We start from the raw sequence: 20,054 nt of genomic DNA, 5'->3' as shown, positions 1-20,054 counted from the left end.
GAGAGAAGGCTTTAGTTATCTAGGAGAGAAGGCTTTAGTTATCTAGGAGAGAAGGCTTTAGTTATCTAGGAGAGAAGGAAGAAGGAAGAAGAAAGAAGAAAGAAGAAAAGGAAAAACCTTAAATTAGGTAAATATTTCCCCAACTTTTACCAAAAAATGAGGTTCAAAGCCTCCCCTTGAATAGGGGATGAAAAAATATTTAACTCAGTATTTCAAGCCTCCGACTAAGGTCTGAGGTTCACTGATAACTGTTTAGCGTTCCGCACAACTTTCCTATCGGAATGCTACGCAAACGTTAACGCTGCGCGACATGGAAAGCGGAGCAGTCCGTCAGGATAAAGCGCAGCTCCTCCGCAGGAGGCTAACTGTTTCGCTGCGCGACATGGAAAGCGGAGCATTCCCTATACGAAAAAGCGCAGCTCCTCCGCAGGAGGCTAACTGATAACTGATAACTGATAACTGATAACTGAAATGACACGCTCAGATACCAGTGGACATGATATCAAAAGTCAAAAGTCAAAAGTAATCTATAACTGAGTTTTCAGTGGGGAAATGCTCCGCGTTTTCCCTTTGTCATACTGGGCAAATATGTTGCCTAGCAAAACGGGATTTAGCAATGTCAAACACCGCGTTGGCGTAGTGCTATATTTAAAGATTTAGTATAGAGATAATGATTATTTTTTGTTATTTATTAACAGTTTAATTTAACATTAATCATCAGATAAATTAGCTTTAATAAAATCTTTGAATAATATAAAAAATCCTTAATGTGTACAAAGAAAATTATTTCAAAAATGTTATTTATTTTTAATAAAAACAAGTCTTATTGATAATCATAAAACTATAATTATTAAACCTTGATATTTACTAATCATATAACTTTCTTTGTAGAATGTATTTGTGATTTTAGCAATTACTTTTTGTCAAACTTTTTGCAGTTTTCTCTAAAGATATCTACAGCCATTTCTATTACTTCTGCATTTGTTTTTCCACTACAGTCAATAATTTGTCTTTCAGACAAATTGAAATTTTTCTCGCCATAACCACGTTGTTCTTCTTCACCTATTCGTTCTTCGGTAATTATTAGTGGAAATAATCCTGGTATTGATATGGCAGTACAAATAATTTTTGTGTGATTAATTACCTTTTCATTCTGATAGATAATCGACCAATTCCCTATTGTCCCAATATTCATAATTAACTCCTATTTTAAATCAATATACATTTCCATAAAATCAACAAACCTTTTATTTATAGCGGTTTTCACTTCATGACTTGCATTACTTCTTCCTTCTTCCTTCTTACCGAATAATTAATTATTAATTATTAATTAAATAATTGTGGTTTAAGGCCTCCCCTTGGATAGGGGAAAAAAAGAAATGATATTTCCCAATCTTCAATCCTCTCGGTTTTAACCAGAGGTAATTATCAATTATCCATTATCAATTATCAATTAATGAATTCTTCCTTTAAACCCAAATCTCTGTACTCTATATTAATCACAACTGCTACAACCATTGGATAGAAAAGCAATAGAGTTGTATAGCACTACGGGAAGCGCGAATAGGGAATAGTAAACTGTCAAAGGATTTTTCCTATAGCGAAAAGCTCCGCTAATACCATTTCTAAAAAACTTTATCTATTTCAGAGTAGGAGAGTAGGGGAGTGTAGGGACGTTGCACCGGCAAAAATGCGTTTTCCGTTCCGGAATGCTCCGCTTTCCATGTCGCGCAGCGTTATCCTGACGGACTGCTGCGCAAACATGTCCGCTCAAGCGCGGAAAACGTCCGTACGGGAGAAGTAAAAATAAGGATAATCAAAGATTAAATTGTCTCAAATCAGCAAAAAGGTAATTCTCCCAAGGTAATTACTTAATAACTGAAGTATTAATCAAGTATAGCATTAATGCATGGGAATTAGTATAACAGGTTTTAGAAATGTCCGCGCTCTTTGCTTTGACTGCTATAAAATTCACCCTAAACATCATTTTTTGTACCTTTTTCCTAAAAATATCTAGCAAGAGCGCCTCTTACTTTTTGTCTTCTGGAGCAGTTCCAGCCAAAAATATATGGTGGTGCATAGTAATGGTAGAGAGAGTGTGGGAAGTGTGGGAAGAAATTAAAAAATATATATTTTCACTATTATAATGCAGGACTACCATATATATATCTTTTTCACGGCTATGTTTAATATATTAGTTAAACCCGAATCTAACAAGGTCAGGAAACTTAATAACTCCCTAACCTGATAAATACCCAACTACTTTCCCATATTCCGCTTCATTCTTTCCAACTCTTCATCTGTTTCCAGACTTTGAAACTGTTCCTCTAATGGATCGAATAAATTACCAAAATTATAAGAACTGGTTTGATTCCAGCCATCAGTTTCCCAACGTCTTTCATTCCTGGCAGCATAACGACTAGCCTCAACTTCAACAGCTTTTGCTCGTACCTCCTCACGACGTTGTTTAATCTGATGATAGAGTTCTTTCGCCTTTTGGATGCGCTCCTTGCATCCTTGCATCTGTCCCCACTGTTGATTACCTTGTCGTAAAAAAGATGCTTCTCTTTCTTGGGCAGCTTGGACTAAATCTACTCTATTAGCTGTTTGTGCCTTCTCGACTCGGTTATGCCAACGCTTAACTTCTTGAGCAGTCGAGAGAATATCTTGCTCTAATTTTTTTTCTTGGCGTTGGAGTTCTGCGATGAGGCGCAGGGTGTCTTCTTCTTGTTGGCGTAATTGCTCTTCAAGTGCTTGTAGTTCTAGATGGGGGTTATTTTGCAGGAACTCTTCAAGTCTGTTTTCGAGAAATTGGCTAAAATCGTCAAATAAACCCATAAGTCATTTCAGTTATCAGTTATCAGTTATCAGTACCTCTGGTTTCACCCAGAGGTTTGAAATGTAGTACCCATAAACTACTCGGCTCACGCTTACATTCAAGTGAATTGGTATAAATTCTGAGAGCGATCGCTAAAATTGTTGCCCAACAAAAACAGAGCGAACTTCACCATTACGGCGAATCACAGCTTCCTGGTTAGCTACTTTCACAAGAGTCCACCCGCTACCGCCAATACTCTCTCCGACATATATCCGACGAGCCACACCATCAATTTCAAATAGAGCCGCAGAACGTTCGCCTAACTCCAAGATACCCACCAGGGTATTAATAGGGCTTTGAACTTGACTAGCTGCTACTATTTCCGCCACAGATATTTCTGCTGGTGGAGGTGGGGGTAATGATATTGGCTGTGTTGGTTTTTCTGTTTGAGGTTCTGCTTGTGCTGTTGTTTCCGGTTGTGGTTCTGCTTCTGGTTTTTCTTGTGCCGTTGTTTTGGCTGGAAGTTCTGGTTTTGTTTTTGCTTCAGCTTTCGCCGAGCTAGAGCTATCAACTTTAACTTTAGTTTCTGGTTTTACTTCTGCTTTGGCAGTTATTTCGGCTTCCGATTTTTCTGGAACGTTTTCAGCAGCTTCTGTGGAAGCGTTAGATGCAGATGCTGCTGATGGCTTTGGGGAAGATGGCTCAGATTTTGGTGTAACTGCTACCGCTGTCGGGATAGGCGGAACTATTACTACTTTGGTTTCAGGAATAGTGACAGTTTCTTTTGCTACTTGTGCCTCCATCAAATCGACCAGTCGGTTGAGCGGTAAGAGTAGGCTAGTATTTATAGATGGGTTAGCCGATACTGGTACTTTGGGTAAATTGTTACTAGATGGAGCAGGTGGTATCCCTGGAAGTTGTTGTTCTTTCTGAGTCGCTTCTTTTTGCTCAATCATTTTGAGCGATCGCTCGATATAATCTGCAAATTTGGCATCTGCTGCTGCTTTAGGATTCAATGTTTCTGCTGATGGATCTGGCTTTTCTACATAACCTAAATAGCCTAAAATTTTATCGAATCCTCCTCTAGTTCCTAACCACAAAGAGAGAGTTACTAATATAGATGCAAAAGCTGTTCCTAAAAGTAGTTTATCTAATGATTGATTTTCTTTTTTTGCTAATTTTTCCTCAGCTAATTTTTCCTTTTCTTCTTTCTCTATATCTTGAGATTGAGTCTTATTTTCAGGCACAACTATTTGAGGCACTTTAATTGGTGTTAAAGAAACAATTTCTGGTCGATTTACTTCCTTTGGTAAGGGAGTACCACCATCTAATACTCGGTCAATATCACTGAACAAGTCTTCCATCAAATTTTCGGCAAGATTGTCCACAGAAACAGGTTCTTTAAACCTGGAGTTTTGGGAATTTTCTGTAGTCTTCTGGTTTGTTGTCATCTAAAATCCTCCATTCATTAATTGATAATTGATAATTGATAATTGATAATTACCTAGTTGTTAAAACCGTAACGGAATTGAATATAAGGAAATACTCTAGCACTTTTTTTACCCTTTACTGGGTCAGCAGTCATCCCTGTAATACCATTTCTCAAAAACTTTATCTATTTCAGAGTAGGGGAGTGTAGGGACGTTTTGCTGCGCAACATGTTTTGCTGGCGCCGACATGAATGCGGAGCATTCCGGAACGGAAAACGCATTTTTGCCTGTGCAACGTCCCTACCGGAGAAGTAAAAATAAGAATAATTAACATTAACTGATTAGTAATTACCAAAAAAGTTCCATGCGCTTGTGTTAATTACTTAATATTTGAAGTGCCTCCCAAGTATAGCATTAATGCCTGGTAATTGGTATAAGTCCTGAGATTAATAGGTGGCCTACACATTGGAAAAACTCTTTTTAAGCATAAATTTTCAACTTTCCATTTTCTAGTATTCTTTTTTGAAATTGGTATATAGCAATCCTAAATAATTTGTGAAAAAAAAACTGTAAGGGTTTGTTTCCCCATCCCATTTTGGCTTGGGGAAAGGAGACCAAACCCCTACAATAATTGTTTCCCCATCCCATTTTGACTTGGGGAAAGGATACCAAACCCCTACGATAAAATGTTACAACATAAGCGCGGATTGGTTTAATACAATCATTACGCCAAGGTACTATATAGAACCCCTGAAGGGATCTATTTAAAATTATAGATTGAGAGTAGGGGAGTAGGGGAGCGGGGGAGTGGGGGAGTAGGGGAGTGTGGAGAGATGGGGAGATGGGGTGTATTAGATATCTGCCACTCATCCCATCATCAAATCAATTATTACCCATTTTTTATCAATTAATTCTCCACCAGAACCTATTTCTTGGAGATACTGTTAGGGCTTCTATAGATAAATTTTTGTATAGCTCCACTAAATCAATAATCAATCTCCTGGCTCCCGACTAGCTATTCTCCAACCAATTAGACAAATCTTCCAAACTGCTAAAACTTAAAATTGCTCCTCCTAAATATTCCAACTTTTCCATAGATAATTGTTGAATATTCTCTCTAATTATTGGAGTAATTTCTCCTGAAAATTTGCTCTCCAATTGACCTAATATTAATCTCTGCATCCCAATTCCTAATCTTTCTGCTCGTCCCTCCTGTCGAGCATAGTTCAAATCCTTTCTTTCTCCTGACTCCTGTACGGGCGATTTCCGTTTGTCATGCTCCGAATTACGCGTTTACGACAGCATTCGGTTTGCGCAGCATTCCGCAGGAAACGAAATTGCCCCTACGACTCCTGACTTCTCAACTCCTCACTTTTCTCTTGCACTAATATTGCAGCATCAACCGCCGACAACCCAGAAACATTAACTTTATAAATAGTACCACTCCTTTTCTCCAAATCATAAATATAGGTTTTATCGTAATAATGGAGAATTAAATCTGAAGCTGCTGCCAAATTTCCTTCCCTCAGAAAATTAATCGTTTCTTTCGCTCGTACACCTCCCAACCTTTTACGAATACGTTCGGTAGCAGCAATCAAATCATTAGTATGCGCTGCTCCATATATTTCTACCAAAAACTTTACTCTTTCCTGACGACTGCGACTTATTTCTATCACTGTCGCCTTTTCCATTTGTGCAAAAATCTCCTGGGGAATACGACACATACCAATAAGTTTGCTCTCAGCTTCTACCCACAAAGGTTGACTCCGGTCAAACTTTGCCCATTCTATCGCTACAAGATTCCAAAATTGCTCATTCGTAGGTTGAGGTGACAAACCCAAAGCACCAAAACTACTACCTCTATGTTTGGCAAGAGCTTCTAAGTCTAATACTTGTTCCCCCATATTTCTTAAAGCACACAATATCTCTGTTTTGCCACTGCCAGTCATTCCACCCAAAACAATAATTTTTTGGGGAACTGAAAATAGAGAAAGCGCCCAACGCCTAAACCCTTTATAACCGCCGATGAGTAGAGTAACATTAAATCCAGCCGTTTCTAGTAACCAACCAACCGAAGCACTGCGCATTCCACCGCGCCAACAGTGAATTCTAACTTGACGGTCTGGAGCTAAAATTTTGGCATGGGCAACAAAATCAGCTAATTTCGGACCAGCGATCGCTAACCCTAGTTCTACAGCTTCATCTTTGCCTTTTTGTTTATAACAAGTTCCGACTAGGGCACGTTCTTGATTATTAAATAGAGGGAAACTAACAGCACCAGGAATATGACCTTGAGCATATTCGGCAGGACTACGAACATCGAGGATAATTCCGGGTGTCTGGAAAAATGTTTCAGGTTTGAGAGATTTTGGCATATAAGGAAGAAGGAAGGAGTATAAATTATTATCACAATTATCACGAAATGGCAAGGTTGATTATTTTGCTGTGAATCAAATTACTCCAAATTTTATGTTTTGTGGTCTATACAGGTATAATATTATCTTTAAATTGGTATCAGGACTTACACAAAGGTACTATAAACTATAGCGCTATAGTTTTAAACGCTATACATAAGGTTTATGTGTAAGTCCTAGGTATAAAATTCTATCATATTTATTCTAGGAGTTTTTGATGACTGCAGGCCAACAATTACGTCAAATATTGGAACAACCAGGAACTTTGGTTCTACCAGGGGTTTATGATTGCATTGGAGCAAAAATTGTGGAGCAGATAGGATTTTCTGCTGTCTTTACTAGCGGTTTTGGCATTTCTGGTTCTACTCTTGGTCGCCCTGATTATGGTTTTCTCACTGCTACAGAAATGCTCTACACTGTCAGGCGTATTACTGAGTCGGTAAATATTCCTTTAGTAGCTGATATTGATACTGGATATGGGAACCCGTTAAATGTGATTAGAACTGTGACTGATATTGTGAATATGGGAGTTGCTGGAATTATTTTGGAAGATCAAGAATGGCCGAAAAAATGCGGTCATTTTGAGGGTAAGCGGGTTATTCCCATGGCGGAACACATTGAGAAAATTAAAGCGGCGGTTCATGCTAGGAGTGATAGTGGTTTAGTGATTATTGCTCGGACGGATGCTCGTGCGCCGTATGGTTTGGATGAAGCTATTAAGCGGGGACGTGCTTGTGCTGAAGCTGGTGCAGATGTTATTTTTATTGAAGCACCTCAGTCCGTGGAAGATTTGCAGGCGATCGCTGCTGCTTTTGAGGATGTGTATTTATTTGCAAATATGATTGAGGGTGGAAAAACTCCTGTTTTGTCTGGTCAAGAGTTGGCAGAAATGGGTTTTAAAATTGTGGTTTATCCTCTATCTGGATTATTTTCTGCAACTAAAGCAATGATAAATTGTTATACTCAATTATTTGAAAATAAAACTACAGCAGGATTAACAGATATTGTTTCTTTTCAAGATTTTGAAGAGATTATTGAAGTGCCTAAATATCGAGAGTTGGAGGGGAAGTTTTCAGTTGATTAAATTAGATTAGATTTATTGCCGAAGGAAGTTAAAAGTAAAAGTAATATAATTTTTACTTTTGAATTTCCATACTTTTTTTCCTGAAAATAATTTTTATTGTTTGAATCGCTCATTTATCAATATTTTTCTATCCTGGTAATTTCCTAAGTGAAACCATATTATTCCCTTAAGAAAACGAGTTTCTGGGAATTGAAATACTGAAGATTCCCAGTCATAACCTTCATCAAAATTTGTCATTTCCTCCATATCAATTTTTATTTTGTAGCCATCAGATAGAGAAGACAAAAGTGTAAAATCACGAGCTATACGTCTGTCATTTAATTCTATAACTGCAAAATTTTCTCTTTCTGTTAAAAATTGTCTTTGTTTATTAGCCTTTCTCAATAATTTTTGTCTGACCGATGAGAACGCTTTTTGTGTGTGAGTCTGAATATTTATTACTCCATCCTCATATTCTTGAAAATTTGGAATTATACAAAAAATTTCGAGGTAATATTTAGAGCCATCAGAATGCTCAACTATAACATCACATTCATCAGTTTCCAATGATAAAGATTTGACCAATCTTTCTCTAATTAGTGGAATATAGTTGTGGTAAACAATCATTTCAGATATGACAGCCTCGCAATTTCTCCAGTCTTTCCATTCAGTTTTTATTCTCTTTGCAAAAGAAGCTGCATGACTGGGATTATATTGGTTAATTTCTTTGAAGTATTTAAGGATTTTTAAATAGTTTCGATATGGGTTAATTGGGAAATCATTATTTCTGTGGTCTAAATATTCTTCTTTCTGTTGTTTCATATACTCATTATCCAGTAAATCAGTGTTGTAGAAAGATTCTTCTATAATATCAATTTTGTTTTTAATCATAATTGATTCTTTGTCTTACCTATTAAGTAGTTATGCAAAATTAATTACACATCCTCTAAAGCTAAAAAGCTGATAATGGAAATATTATAGGGAATAAAATTAGCTAATTAATTTTCCCTAAACACTTAAAATTTTTCAAGGAATTATTTCTGAAAATAGAGTTAGGAATATCTGGAATAACCATTAGAGTTGTTGGGAAATAAAAATTAAAAATGCTCAAAAGCTTACTCTATAAGGTTTTCATAATTTTAGTCTCGAAAAACACTATAAGCTTTGACTAATAAGGGTTTTAGCCATTTTTTTAGCTTAATTCCCAACAACTCTATTAGTTTTATTTTCCTCAATTCATATATTTAGCAATTAAATTATAAAAATATATTTGTTCATAGTGGCACTGAATACTTCCTAAATATATCTAGGAACACTCAACCACAACAACGTCTTTCCTAGGTGCATCTCATATTTGCAAAAATATTTTTTTTCCTATTCTCTATTCCCTAAAAGCGAGATTTTTTTAGCTTTATTCAAAATTGAGATGCACCCACTTTCCTTGAAATTAAAGAATCACCTTTCTGATACAAAGCTATATCTAAATGCAGACAAATAACCTATATCATAAGGATTAAGTTGTAACGACAAATATGCCATTATTCTTACTTTTAACTTTTAACTTTTATTTCCCATGTCGTTTTTGATGCCACTGCCAAGCATGAGCAACAATTTCTTTCACCTCTGGATATTTGGGAGACCAACCTAATACTTTCCTTGCTTTCTCACTGCTCCCGACCAAAATAGGTGCATCTCCAGGTCGGCGATCGCGTTCCTCTACTTTAAATTCTCTACCAGTTACTTGTTTGACAGTCTCTATAACTTCCCTAACTGAAAACCCATTACCATTGCCTAAATTAAATATATCGCTGTTACCTCCATCCAACAAATATTTTAATCCCAAAACATGAGCATCTGCTAGATCGCACACATGAATATAATCTCGAATACAAGTACCATCAGGAGTATCATAGTCTGTACCAAAAATGGATATAGACTCTCGCTTACCTAATGCTGCAAACAATACCAAAGGAATTAAATGAGTTTCTGGATTATGATCTTCTCCAGTTAAACCATTAGGATGCGCTCCCGCTGCATTAAAATAACGGAAACAAACCGACTTAAAATCATAAGCAACTTCAAAGTCTGCCAGTATTTGTTCTATCATCCGCTTACTCGCACCATAAGGATTAATCGGATTTTTCGGATGGTCTTCAGGAATAGGACTGGTTTGCGGTTCCCCATAGATAGCAGCAGTTGAAGAGAAAACAAACTTTTTCACATCTGCTTTGAGCATCGCTTCTAATAATGTTAGTGTGCCAAGTACATTATTGTGGTAATATTTTTGGGGGTCTTTAACTGATTCGCCGACAAAAATGTATGCAGCAAAGTGCATTACTGCTGCAATGTTGTGAGTAGCAAAAATTTTATCTAATAAGGAGCGATCGCTCGTATCCCCAACAATCATTTCTACTTTTAGGACATTTTCTACGATGTCCCGATGTCCGTAGACGAGGTTATCAAGAATTACTACATCATAACCTGCATTTTGTAAAGCTTGAACTGCATGGGAACCGATATATCCTGCTCCCCCACTTACTAAAATAGTTTGCTTAGTTTGTGACACTTTTTTAATTTCCCTACACTATTCTGAGTCTTTATTACAACTATACAGCAGAAAATTTCCAATCCCCTATAGAACCCCTGAAGGGATCTATTTAAAATTATAAATTGAGAGTAGGGGAAGTAGGGGAGTGGGGGTAGGGACGTTGCATAAGGGCGTCCGTACGGGAGTGTGGAGAGATGGGGAGATGGGGAGATGGGGAGATGGGGTGTATTAGATATCTCCCACTCATCCAATCATCAAATCAATTCTTACGCATTTTTTATCAATTACTTCTCGAATTGGACCTATTTTATGGAGATACGGTGAGGGCTTCTAAAAAGAGATTGGAACTAGAGAAAACTACTTTAAATCTGGAACTTTTTGTGTTAGGATTTTATACTCTTGGTGTTGCTGAAGTAAAGCATGAATCTTTTTCTATATAAATCATCTCTACTAGCCTTCGTAAGAGTAAAATCAGAAGGAAAATATCCTGATACTTTTAAAGCGTATACTAAATATCCCAGTAGAGTAAAAGGTAAAAATGCTTCGAGACTTTTTCAATTTCCATTCTTGGCAGAAATTAGTTTTAATTAGTCTTCTCAGTCTAGTGTTCGCGTTGGCGGAGCCTAGCGGCAGATATATCGCTACATCCGAACTTGTTAATGCTCAAATCATAGAGCCTTCCATGGCTTCGTTCTTGAATTCTCTGCTGGAACAACCATATTTTTCTGAAAATCTGGAAATTCCAACTTCTTTATCCGGCAAAATAGGTAATCTCGAATATGCAGCAGTCAAATTAGACGGACGCTTAGTTTTCCAAGTTGCGGCCACTAATAACTTAGATATAAATACCAAGGATGATATCAATATTTTGGTTACAGAAAGAGTGAGGATAATTGAGAAAAGATTAAAATCTATTGTTACGCAAAGTTTCGATCCTCAAACTTTGAAAGTTATTTCTGGTATCCTTAATGGTGAAACCGTAATAATTGTTTCAGACAATAAAAAATTACAACCAGTAACCCTGCTGACTTTGACTAAAGCAGATGCTCAGTTGTATGGGCGTCCTATTTCAGAATTGTCGAAACAAGCAAGTGTAAAAGTGCGAGAAATTCTAATAGTTGCCTGGAAAGAAAGACAACCAGAATATTTAAAAATTCAAGGGATAAAAGGAGCAAAATTCCTTTGCTTGTTACTGGTTATCACTTTTATTGTGATGCTGTGGCGAAGATTATTAGAATGGAGAACGGAATCACACCACAAGTATCTGACAAAAATCTCTACTGACTCTTCATTATCTCTTGATACTAAATTATCATCCTGGCTGATCAAGATTCAAGGAATGCTCCCTAAAAAAAATTTAGGGCAAGTTGGTGGTATTTTTGAAGCGATCGCTAATTGGTTTCCATCTCCTAGTCTAGAGGAGAAAAAGCAAAAGTTAAGGCAGAACATTAAAAGTAATATTTGGTTATGGTATTTGCTAACATTAGTTCTGATCTGGATTTGGTTAGTAGGTTTAGCGATAATTTTTGGGCTATTTCCCTATACTAGACCCTTGGGATTATGGTTGATTTACAAACCGAGGCTCTTATTTGGACTTTGGTTAACTCTGTTTGTAATTAATAAAGTCGCAGATATAGTCTTTAGTTGGCTCCTAAACATTTGGTCAGAAATACAAATTCTTTCTGAAAAAGTTGATACTCGCCAAAAATTACGCTTATCCACTTTAAAGCAATCTTTTGCTAGTATTAAGGCAGCCCTGATCATTCTGATTGGCATCTTTGTGTCTCTACGATTCCTTGATATTTCCATTGTTCCTATTTTAGCTGGAGCAGGTGTTGTTGGTTTAACTATATCTTTTGGCGCACAAACCCTCATTCAAGATTTAGTTCATGGTACTGTATTTCTGATAACTGATTCTTTTGCTGTGGGAGATTGGGTTGTGATAGAGGACGTTGAAGGTCGTGTGGAGGAAGTCAACCTTCTCTATTCAAGAATTCGCAATCTTAAAGGAGTTTTGTTTACTGTTCCCCATCATCAAATTAAGATTTTGCAGAACCATACTAAAGATTGGTCACAGGTTGACTATACAGTGGAGGTATCCTACGAAACTGATGTGGACAGAGCATTATCTGTTTTTGAACAAGTAGCAAAGGAATTACATGATGACCCTAACTGGAGTCAATTGATCGTCGCGCCTCCTCAATTATTTGGTGTGGAAGAAATATCTCACCAAGGAATTAAAATACGTCTGTTGCTTCCCACTCAACCTGGAGAACACTGGATGGTAAATCGGGAATTACGGCGTCGTGTAAAAATAGCTTTCGAGCGCGAAGGAATTGCGATCGGTATTCCCAAACAATCTTTTTTAGTACAGAATTCAACTAATTTATTCGACATATCCGGAAAAGAGGGAGTAGGGAGTAGGAAGAAATAAGAGATAATTTCCCATGGGAGAATTGATTTTACTTTTAATTTTTTGACAATTATTATTCCGACTTTCTCTAGTCTTCCGACCCTCCCCACACTTCCCACATTCCCCACCCTCGCCACACTCTGCTTTTTTCAGCAAACCCTAATTATACAGCAGAATATTTCCAATCCCTAGAAAGAGATTGGAATTAGAGAAAACTACCATGAATCTGGAAACTTTTGTGTTATGCTTCTAAGGCAAAGTGTTTTTCAATTACTTCGGGAATTTCTGCTGAACTAATCCGACTGTATTTAGCTTTGTTCGGCATAATTACCATATTTGGTCCTGCTTTGCACTTTTTCAGGCATCCGGTTTTCTTAATTGTCACCTGGTCTTGTAAGCCCCGATCGCTAAGTGCTGCAGATAATGCTTGACAAACTTTGCCTGCACCTCGTTTTTGACAATCAGATTTTTGACATACCAAAATCTGAGCTTTTTTAGCAGGACATTTAGGATTAGCTCCAGTTACTTTTTGAGATTTACTACAAATATGCTCAGTTTCTGGCAATCTTAGCTCTATGAGTGGGCTAGATGAATCATCAACTAATTGGACAGTATGATTTTGGCATGGTACTGTTGAATTATTGCTAAAATCTGGTATAATTTCGAAAGCTTTCAATTCTTCTTCACCAGTTTTTAGACATACTGTCATTTCACCAGTCATTTTCACCCCTAAACCTGGTATTAATACCGATGAAAAATTCCGTCGTAAACGCTTGGCTATTTTGACAACATAATTATTTCCGGCGGGTGTCTCTACATGAACATATTTGACTTTATAGCCATCTTTGATGGTAACTTCTTGAACTTTTCCTTCGAGGCTGAATTTTTTCTGATGCTTCTTCAATTTAGACATTGTTGGTTACTTTTGCTTACTAATGGTTGTCTGTGTGGCTTGGAATAAGTCTAATTACTTAGGTAAAAGTTTTGTATCTCTAAACAGATAAATACATTACTTTTGCCTCTATCTAATTCATGGTATTAATTCAGGATATTAGCTAACCTCCCAACAACTTTGTAACAATTGCACCAATTCGTGACGATGAGCTGTGAATTGTTTTAAAACACTTTCTAGTTGGTTAGCTTCATTTGTGTTTTTTAGATTTACTTGCAATGGCTTTTCTGCTTCACACGAACAATCAATATCTAACTCTTGTAAGCGTCTATAGACTTGCCATCTATCTACACAACTTACTGGTAAAATTTCGCAGGTGTCTGGCCTCTGGTTGAATGTACTCATTTTTTTACAATTGAAATATATTAGCACTAAGTTTATTTGTCAGCTCTGGTGGAAGTGGAGTATGTTTCTACCAGAAAGCCTTTATTTGTAAGTATACACTACCTAATAAATTTTCTCAATAGTCTGATAAAAATTACTTGCTAACTCACAATATCTTTTATCTGTGAACCTGACTCAGGTTGACTCTCCTATTAACTGTGGTAGACTTAAGACTATTAGCAATAAAAAAGCTAGATAACTAGCATTAAACTAAGTTAATTGACAGAGGAATAAATAATATGACTACAGCTACTCCAGTACAAGCATTTGGTGAAATTAAGGATAATCCTGTTGGATTAGAAAAAGAGGTAACTACACCAGTATGCGAAGGTATGAATGCTGCTTTGGCCAGTTTCCAGGCTTTATATCTCCAATATGAGAAACACCATTTTGTTGTAGAAGGAGCAGAGTTCACCCAACTACATGACTTCTTTAAAGAAAGTTATGATGATGTAAGAGAGCATATCCATGAACTAGCAGAACGTCTAAATGGTCTGGGTGGTGTTCCAGTTGCTAGCTTTGCTAAGTTAGCTGAAATGTGCTGCTTTACTCCAGAAGTAGATGGTAGCTTTAGCTCTCGCGTTATGGTAGAACACGATCTAGAAGCAGAACAGGAAGTAATTAAGTTATTACGTCGTCTTGCTGGACAAGCTGAAAGTTTAGGCGATCGCGCTACTCGCTACCTCTATGAGAAAATTCTACTTGAAACAGAAGAGCGTGCATATCATTTAGATCATTTCCTAGCTCCAGATACATTAGTAGTATTGAACTAGGTTAACTATTACAAGTTGTACAAGTTGGCAATTTAACTGTTCTGGAAAATTATCAACATAGAAGTAGATACAACACCTGAATTTTTGTTTGTAATATAATAAATTTAAACTAGCAAAACTCTTGATTTTCGTAGATTTGGCAGGCAAAAATCGGAAACCAAATTAAGTCAGATTTTGCCTGTTAAACTTCCATCAGGAATAAAATACAAGAATATTAGGTGACAGGGAGATAGACTCATCCTCTCTGTCAATTTTTTTTTGCTAGATAAGTAGCTATTAAGTAGATTATAACCCTGTTGCAAAAATTTAGCAACTACTTGGAAAAAAATTTAATTTTTGTAAAATAGATTACTAAATTTGTTGATTAATCAAGTGGAGTGAGGTATGGAGAAAAATTGACTGTCAATTTCAGAACAATACTCATTGACCAGTAAATCCAATATTTTGGTTGCCAGGAGTCTTCAAGTCAGTCAGGCCAGCTAAAAAAGCTTTTTTTCCTCCTTCCTGTCCTCTGCTTTCTAGGGCAGAAAAATTTATCTATCATTTCAAAGTTGATACACCATTACTATAGTTGGAGGGCAACAAGAGCATCTACAATGAAGATGGCCAATAGTATCAAAACAACATACAACTTCTCCTGCTTGTCCATCAGAGGTTTCGTACATAGAATTGTGGCAAGGTGCTTTAGCGTTGGTAATAGCTTCAGCCATAAATTCAGGGGTTAAATCTGTAATATTTAGATTTGCCATTGAGATATTCTCCTTCAAGATTATTTTTTTTGTTTTTTGCTTTTGCTAAAAATTAAGCTTTTTCTCATTTATTTGTAATCTAAATATTCAAAGTTATTAGCTTCATTTTAATTGTTATCTTAAATCTAAATAACAGAAATAAATCTAGATTATTGATTGCGAAACATATGAGATTTAACTTTTTATTTATTAAATACTATATTCCTATTACTCATAAATTAGCTAGTTTTTTTCTGGATTAAAAATGACTTAAGGTTGAAAATTAGGTCTGTTTAAGTGTTGAGTTAAAAAAATTATATTATGTAGGAAAGAAGATTAATACTATTTCTCCATTAAGTTGAACTTAATAGAAGATGAGAATAGTCATCCTGTTTCACGGAAGTTAAAAGTAGGGGTGAATGGCCATTCGCCCCTACAAAAGCGAGTGCGTAATTTTGAGGTTTCCTGCGGGGCGTATAGAACCCCTAAGCGTATCTCCAGAAAATAGGTCGGAGGGAGAATTAATTGATAAAAAATGGGTAATAATTGATTTGATGATTGGATGAGTGGGAGATATCTAATACACCCCACACCCCATCTCCCCATCTCTCGACACTCTCGTACGGACGTTGCATGCAACGTCCCTACCCCCACTCCCCTACTCTCAATCTCTAATTTTAAATAGATCCCCCTTCAGGGGTTCTATAAAGTGCGGAAGTAATTCCGCACACAGCCTCTCCAGAATGTAAGACCCACTCAAGACAGTCAAAAATTAAGATTTCATAGGCTCAAAACTTTTACGCTACAGTAATTTCAGGAAATTATTTCACATCTAAAGTTTGAAACTATTTGTGAGACATCTAAAGTGAATTGGTATCAGTTTAATCAGGTTTGAGCAACAATTATGAAGTGCATTCTTACAAAGAAATAGTATAAGAAGTGATAGATTTTCAAGAAATAATAGACTTAATGGGACTGACATTTCCGACAGAATGCTGGGCAAACAGGCATTTTTTCTCCCAGAAAATTTCTAAGTAGCATTACAGCGGTTTTCATTTCAGTAGACCACGGTAGGGGCGAATGGCCATGTGCTAACGCAAAGCTCCGCTTTATATGTCGCGCAGCGAAACGTCCCTACAGAGTTTTGATTATGACGATGTGGTTTATCCATCTGAAAAGCGCATTAAGACAAATTAATTATAGAAAGAGTCATTATTGTTTGCAGAGGATGACCGAGGAAAACACCTATTTTTATATTGGCGAGCCATGTATGCTCGGCCTAAAGACACAGGGTTTATTGTTCTCCAAACCCCACATCCAATAATATTGGAGCTTTAGTAGCTTCGTTCCTGCTCCATTTGCCCCTAGTGTGGAGAACTAAATGTTATTAGAGGCCAATATGATTACCATTACAGAGATTATTAGGGATAGAGGGCCAAGAGTGAAGTTTCTGGCGATTATCTTTAGTAAAACAAGGTTAAGTACCTCAATTATACTAATGGTATTGGGGAATTGGGCTACTAAGTAATTTGTAACTATTTTTATACTAATTCCGCTTAATTCGGTATAAGAAAATGTTCTATCTTAAGCTATTGCCAAATTTTTCGCTTATCTGCCCATCTGCCCATCTGCCCATCTGCCCATCTGCCCATCTTCCCATCTCCTCATCTCCCCAATATTTTCGGGCGGGCAGGATGCCCACCCCACTTATATCAATGCCGAAAATTATACCCGTGCTTCAGTAACACCGTAAAGAAAGCATGAGAAAAAATTGAAAACGCCTTGAGTAATCATGTGTTAGCAGATATCAAGTTGGTAGCCGATATCAAGTATGCACTATTCTGGAAAATGCAGACAAAACTTTTAATTTGCGTCTAACTGATGCAGACAAAACTTTTAACTTGCGTCTAACTTATCTCGCTCAACCTATTGCAATTTCATAAATGTACTGGCAACATATTAATTGAAGACAAGCAAGAGACAAAACTCAAACTTTTGCCAACTCTTCTGCAAAAAAAAAGAAAGAAAAAAAATATAGGATATTTACAATGACCCTTCCTCAACTACAAGTCGATCCCGTAACTCAACTCGTCACAGTTGATGATGCGTCACCCACCACCTCCGTGCTATAGGATCGCGCAGTGCAACAAGCTGTAATCAATACTAGAGTCTGCCCTACAGTTGCCTCTCGTGCCTATTCCATGGTGCACACAGCAATCTATGATGCTTGGTCTGCTTACGATCCATCAGCTATGTCAACTCAATTAGGAGACGATTTACAGCGTCCTCAATCAGAGAACACTGATGCTAACAAGTCTGAAGCTATGAGTTTTTCAGCTTACCGGACTTTGGTAGATTTATTCCCCAGTGAGCAAGCAGTTTTCGATGATGTGATGACACAATTGGGCTTAGATCCCAGTAACACTACCACTGATGTTACTTTACTACTCCTGCTGGTATTGGTAACGTTTCTGCTCAAGCACTATTAGAATTCCGTCAGAATGATGGTTCCAACCAACTAGGAGATGATCCTAACGGTAACGGTAATCCCTATTCAGATATAACTGGCTATCAACCCCAAAATCCTGCTGGAGATTCTATTGATAGAGAACTTTGGACTCCTGAGTTTGTTCCTATTAACGATCCTACTGGTCGAGTGCAAAATTTCCTAACTCCACAGTGGGCATAAATTACACCTTTTAGTCTCGAATCACCTGAAGCATTAAGAGAAGCAGGAGTTCTAGGAGCAGGTCCAGAACCATTCTTGCTACCAGGTGTTGAAGCTGAGGTAGACTTAGTTGCTAGTGAAATCACTCTAGCAGATGGCTCTGTTGTTGAAATCAGTCAAGATATTATTGGTACTATCATCAATCCTGGATTTATCCAGCAAGCACAAGATGTTGTCGATCTAAGCGCTGGTCTGACAGATCAAGAAAAGCTAATTGCAGAATTTTGGGAAGATGCTGGTGGTACATCCTTCCCTCCAGGAACTTGGATGACTTTCGGTCAATTTGTGTCTGCTAGAGATGACAACGCATTAGACTCCGACGTTTAGCTATTCTTTAATTTGGGTAACGCAGTATTTGATGCTGGTGTTGCTACTTGGGAATCTAAGTGATAAACATTCAACTGAACATGATATTGTAAGATAAGAGTTTTATCCTTGATTGTTACCGTGATCGAGATTAAAAAAAAGTCTTTTTATCACTTAAGCTTATTTATAATATTATTGAGATAAATATTTATCCTCAATAGTTAGTTGAGATATCCCCAAAAATACAGCGCCTGTAATATTCTTTCAGTCAGATTTATTAAAGAAGTTAATTAACTAAAATAATTATGTCTTTTCTAAACTCCTCAGAAAAGATTTCTTTAAATTAAAAGCTTAAGGGTAAATATTTATCTGAAATAGAGGCTTCATAGCTATTTTTGCAGATATTCTGGTAGTTTTTTTGAGGGCTGTATTGAGAGTAAAGAAAGCTTTGAGTAATATCAAATCCGGTACTATCGGTATAAAAAAGCAGAGAAACCGGGTTTGTCTCAAATGCTCTTGTACGGACGTTGCATGCAACGTCTCTACCATTGAACTCCCACAAACCCGGTTTCTTGTTACTCCGATTTCGTAGCAAGCAGATTTGATATAAAATTTAAAACCAGCCTTTAGTAACAGACATCACAAGATATCAATTTGGTATCTGAGATGAGGCTGAGATGACTATTAATTGCCCCTTAAATTGAGACATAATTTTTTAACTTGCGTCTAAGTTATAGAGAAAAAACTCTTGCCAATTCAGAAATAAATCGGCAATATATTAACTAAAGATGAGCAAAAGATAAAACTAAAACTTATGCAAATTCTTCGCGATCGAAAAGCAAAATTAATACTTACTGATAGCTGAATACTCATAGCTAATCACTTATTAATTAAATAAGGAGCAATTATGTTAGATACAACGTTAGATATAGCGCCACTAGCCAACTATTTAGGTTTCTTAGCATTAGTATGCTACATCCTGACTTTACTACCAACAAGTATGAGAATTGTTTTTCCTCAAACAAAACAAACAGAAATACGGAAAATCCTGCTGAAAAACCGACGAGAAATAGGAGTAATTGCCTTTGTACTTGCTTTAGGACATGGAGTTTTGTTAGTTGCTAAAAGAACCTTAGATTTTACTGAATCTCATACTTATTGGATATATGTACAAGGAATTGTAACTTTCATTATTTTCACACTATTAACAATTACTTCTAATGATTGGAGTGTGAAAAAAATGAAGAAAAATTGGAAGAAATTACATGAACTAACTTACTTAGCATTATTTCTGTTAGTCTGGCACATAATCAACAAAATGTGGGGTCATTGGACACACCTGACACCATTTGGAATGGTTGGAATTATAGGTATAGCAGTTTTATTTATTGCTAGAAAATGGAAAGAGCGTCAAAATCAATTATCAAAATAAAAACCCAATAAATAAGAATTAAAGCTAACTTAGATTGAGATAAATCAACGTATTCAATATTAAAT

Annotated in this window: 18 protein-coding genes; 7 read left to right on the top strand and 11 right to left on the bottom strand. The window is 36.7% G+C overall.

From position 1 onward, the window contains the following. Positions 1-913: 913 nt before the first annotated feature. The 5 genes from ACP6PK_RS10480 to mnmH all read right to left on the bottom strand — a co-directional run bounded on the left by ACP6PK_RS10480 (position 914) and on the right by mnmH (position 6,677). The gene (locus tag ACP6PK_RS10480) at positions 914-1,195 is read right to left on the bottom strand and encodes a hypothetical protein (protein WP_094673222.1); all 282 of its coding nucleotides are present in this window, start codon (positions 1,193-1,195) and stop codon (positions 914-916) included. 1,064 nt (positions 1,196-2,259) lie between these two features. Next, positions 2,260-2,838, bottom strand: coding sequence for a TIGR04376 family protein (locus ACP6PK_RS10475; RefSeq protein WP_094673223.1), 579 nt, complete (start codon positions 2,836-2,838; stop codon positions 2,260-2,262). 132 nt (positions 2,839-2,970) lie between these two features. Continuing rightward, positions 2,971-4,269 (bottom strand): hypothetical protein, encoded by a 1,299-nt coding sequence (locus ACP6PK_RS10470; protein WP_426559553.1) that lies wholly within the window; start codon positions 4,267-4,269, stop codon positions 2,971-2,973. Positions 4,270-5,259: 990 nt separating this feature from the next. Next, complete coding sequence (locus ACP6PK_RS10465) at positions 5,260-5,478, bottom strand: DUF4351 domain-containing protein (RefSeq protein WP_426559552.1); 219 nt, start codon at positions 5,476-5,478, stop codon at positions 5,260-5,262. Positions 5,479-5,591: 113 nt separating this feature from the next. Further along, on the bottom strand, positions 5,592-6,677 hold the full coding sequence (gene mnmH / locus ACP6PK_RS10460) for a tRNA 2-selenouridine(34) synthase MnmH (RefSeq protein ID WP_426559551.1): 1,086 nt from the start codon (positions 6,675-6,677) through the stop codon (positions 5,592-5,594). A gap of 202 nt (positions 6,678-6,879) precedes the next feature. Between mnmH and ACP6PK_RS10455 the strand changes: the two genes are divergently transcribed. Continuing rightward, complete coding sequence (locus tag ACP6PK_RS10455; RefSeq protein WP_426559550.1) at positions 6,880-7,746, top strand: isocitrate lyase/PEP mutase family protein; 867 nt, start codon at positions 6,880-6,882, stop codon at positions 7,744-7,746. Positions 7,747-7,839: 93 nt separating this feature from the next. Here ACP6PK_RS10455 and ACP6PK_RS10450 read toward each other — a convergent pair whose 3' ends face one another. Together ACP6PK_RS10450 and galE are read right to left on the bottom strand one after the other, a co-directional pair. Next, entirely contained in the window at positions 7,840-8,616 is a 777-nt protein-coding gene (locus tag ACP6PK_RS10450) for a hypothetical protein (protein ID WP_426559549.1), read from the bottom strand. A gap of 673 nt (positions 8,617-9,289) precedes the next feature. Next, positions 9,290-10,291: a UDP-glucose 4-epimerase GalE gene (galE, locus tag ACP6PK_RS10445; RefSeq protein ID WP_426559548.1), complete on the bottom strand. Its 1,002-nt coding sequence runs from the start codon at positions 10,289-10,291 to the stop codon at positions 9,290-9,292. 520 nt (positions 10,292-10,811) lie between these two features. On the opposite strand from galE, the gene ACP6PK_RS10440 reads away from it, so the two are divergent. Beyond that, on the top strand, positions 10,812-12,707 hold the full coding sequence (locus tag ACP6PK_RS10440) for a mechanosensitive ion channel family protein (protein WP_426559547.1): 1,896 nt from the start codon (positions 10,812-10,814) through the stop codon (positions 12,705-12,707). A gap of 220 nt (positions 12,708-12,927) precedes the next feature. On the opposite strand, the gene ACP6PK_RS10435 is transcribed toward ACP6PK_RS10440, so the two are convergent. Next, positions 12,928-13,599, bottom strand: a complete 672-nt coding sequence (locus ACP6PK_RS10435; RefSeq protein WP_246844339.1) for a (2Fe-2S) ferredoxin domain-containing protein — start codon at positions 13,597-13,599, stop codon at positions 12,928-12,930. Positions 13,600-13,737: 138 nt separating this feature from the next. Continuing rightward, positions 13,738-13,983, bottom strand: coding sequence for an Asr1405/Asl0597 family protein (locus ACP6PK_RS10430; protein WP_094675023.1), 246 nt, complete (start codon positions 13,981-13,983; stop codon positions 13,738-13,740). A gap of 278 nt (positions 13,984-14,261) precedes the next feature. Here ACP6PK_RS10430 and dpsA point away from each other — a divergent pair, with 278 nt between their 5' ends. Then, a complete protein-coding gene (dpsA, locus tag ACP6PK_RS10425; RefSeq protein WP_094675021.1) occupies positions 14,262-14,795 on the top strand; it encodes a DNA starvation/stress protection protein DpsA in 534 nt (177 codons plus the stop codon). A gap of 545 nt (positions 14,796-15,340) precedes the next feature. On the opposite strand, the gene ACP6PK_RS10420 is transcribed toward dpsA, so the two are convergent. Then, positions 15,341-15,544: a hypothetical protein gene (locus tag ACP6PK_RS10420; RefSeq protein ID WP_426559546.1), complete on the bottom strand. Its 204-nt coding sequence runs from the start codon at positions 15,542-15,544 to the stop codon at positions 15,341-15,343. Between the two features lie 1,558 nt (positions 15,545-17,102). After that, the gene (locus tag ACP6PK_RS10415; protein ID WP_256386621.1) at positions 17,103-17,225 is read right to left on the bottom strand and encodes a hypothetical protein; all 123 of its coding nucleotides are present in this window, start codon (positions 17,223-17,225) and stop codon (positions 17,103-17,105) included. Between the two features lie 439 nt (positions 17,226-17,664). Here ACP6PK_RS10415 and ACP6PK_RS10410 point away from each other — a divergent pair, with 439 nt between their 5' ends. The 4 genes from ACP6PK_RS10410 (at position 17,665) to ACP6PK_RS10395 (ending at position 19,989) form a co-directional block, all read left to right on the top strand. Further along, complete coding sequence (locus ACP6PK_RS10410; protein WP_426559545.1) at positions 17,665-18,012, top strand: DUF6851 domain-containing protein; 348 nt, start codon at positions 17,665-17,667, stop codon at positions 18,010-18,012. Beyond that, positions 17,982-18,212: a DUF6851 domain-containing protein gene (locus ACP6PK_RS10405; RefSeq protein ID WP_426559554.1), complete on the top strand. Its 231-nt coding sequence runs from the start codon at positions 17,982-17,984 to the stop codon at positions 18,210-18,212. Before ACP6PK_RS10410 ends, ACP6PK_RS10405 begins: the two co-directional genes overlap by 31 nt. Before the next feature lie 75 nt (positions 18,213-18,287). Further along, a complete protein-coding gene (locus ACP6PK_RS10400) occupies positions 18,288-18,578 on the top strand; it encodes a hypothetical protein (RefSeq protein ID WP_426559544.1) in 291 nt (96 codons plus the stop codon). An 886-nt stretch (positions 18,579-19,464) separates the two neighbouring features. After that, positions 19,465-19,989, top strand: a complete 525-nt coding sequence (locus ACP6PK_RS10395; RefSeq protein WP_426559543.1) for a ferric reductase-like transmembrane domain-containing protein — start codon at positions 19,465-19,467, stop codon at positions 19,987-19,989. The last annotated feature ends 65 nt before the right edge of the window (positions 19,990-20,054 follow it).

This window comes from Dapis hubbardiae BLCC-M172, assembly GCF_050016015.1.
Classification (GTDB): domain Bacteria; phylum Cyanobacteriota; class Cyanobacteriia; order Cyanobacteriales; family Microcoleaceae; genus Trichodesmium.
The sequence above is the reverse complement of the archived record's forward strand: the minus strand, read 5'-3'. Positions and strand labels throughout refer to the sequence as shown.

Coding starts and splice junctions, on each gene's coding strand:
- ACP6PK_RS10420 (WP_426559546.1), bottom strand. CDS start 15,544: ATGGCAAATCTAAATATTACAGATTTAACCCCTGAATTTATGGCTGAA.
- ACP6PK_RS10450 (WP_426559549.1), bottom strand. CDS start 8,616: ATGATTAAAAACAAAATTGATATTATAGAAGAATCTTTCTACAACACT.
- dpsA (WP_094675021.1), top strand. CDS start 14,262: ATGACTACAGCTACTCCAGTACAAGCATTTGGTGAAATTAAGGATAAT.
- ACP6PK_RS10440 (WP_426559547.1), top strand. CDS start 10,812: ATGCTTCGAGACTTTTTCAATTTCCATTCTTGGCAGAAATTAGTTTTA.
- ACP6PK_RS10395 (WP_426559543.1), top strand. CDS start 19,465: ATGTTAGATACAACGTTAGATATAGCGCCACTAGCCAACTATTTAGGT.
- ACP6PK_RS10455 (WP_426559550.1), top strand. CDS start 6,880: ATGACTGCAGGCCAACAATTACGTCAAATATTGGAACAACCAGGAACT.
- ACP6PK_RS10430 (WP_094675023.1), bottom strand. CDS start 13,983: ATGAGTACATTCAACCAGAGGCCAGACACCTGCGAAATTTTACCAGTA.
- ACP6PK_RS10470 (WP_426559553.1), bottom strand. CDS start 4,269: ATGACAACAAACCAGAAGACTACAGAAAATTCCCAAAACTCCAGGTTT.
- ACP6PK_RS10475 (WP_094673223.1), bottom strand. CDS start 2,838: ATGGGTTTATTTGACGATTTTAGCCAATTTCTCGAAAACAGACTTGAA.
- ACP6PK_RS10435 (WP_246844339.1), bottom strand. CDS start 13,599: ATGTCTAAATTGAAGAAGCATCAGAAAAAATTCAGCCTCGAAGGAAAA.
- ACP6PK_RS10480 (WP_094673222.1), bottom strand. CDS start 1,195: ATGAATATTGGGACAATAGGGAATTGGTCGATTATCTATCAGAATGAA.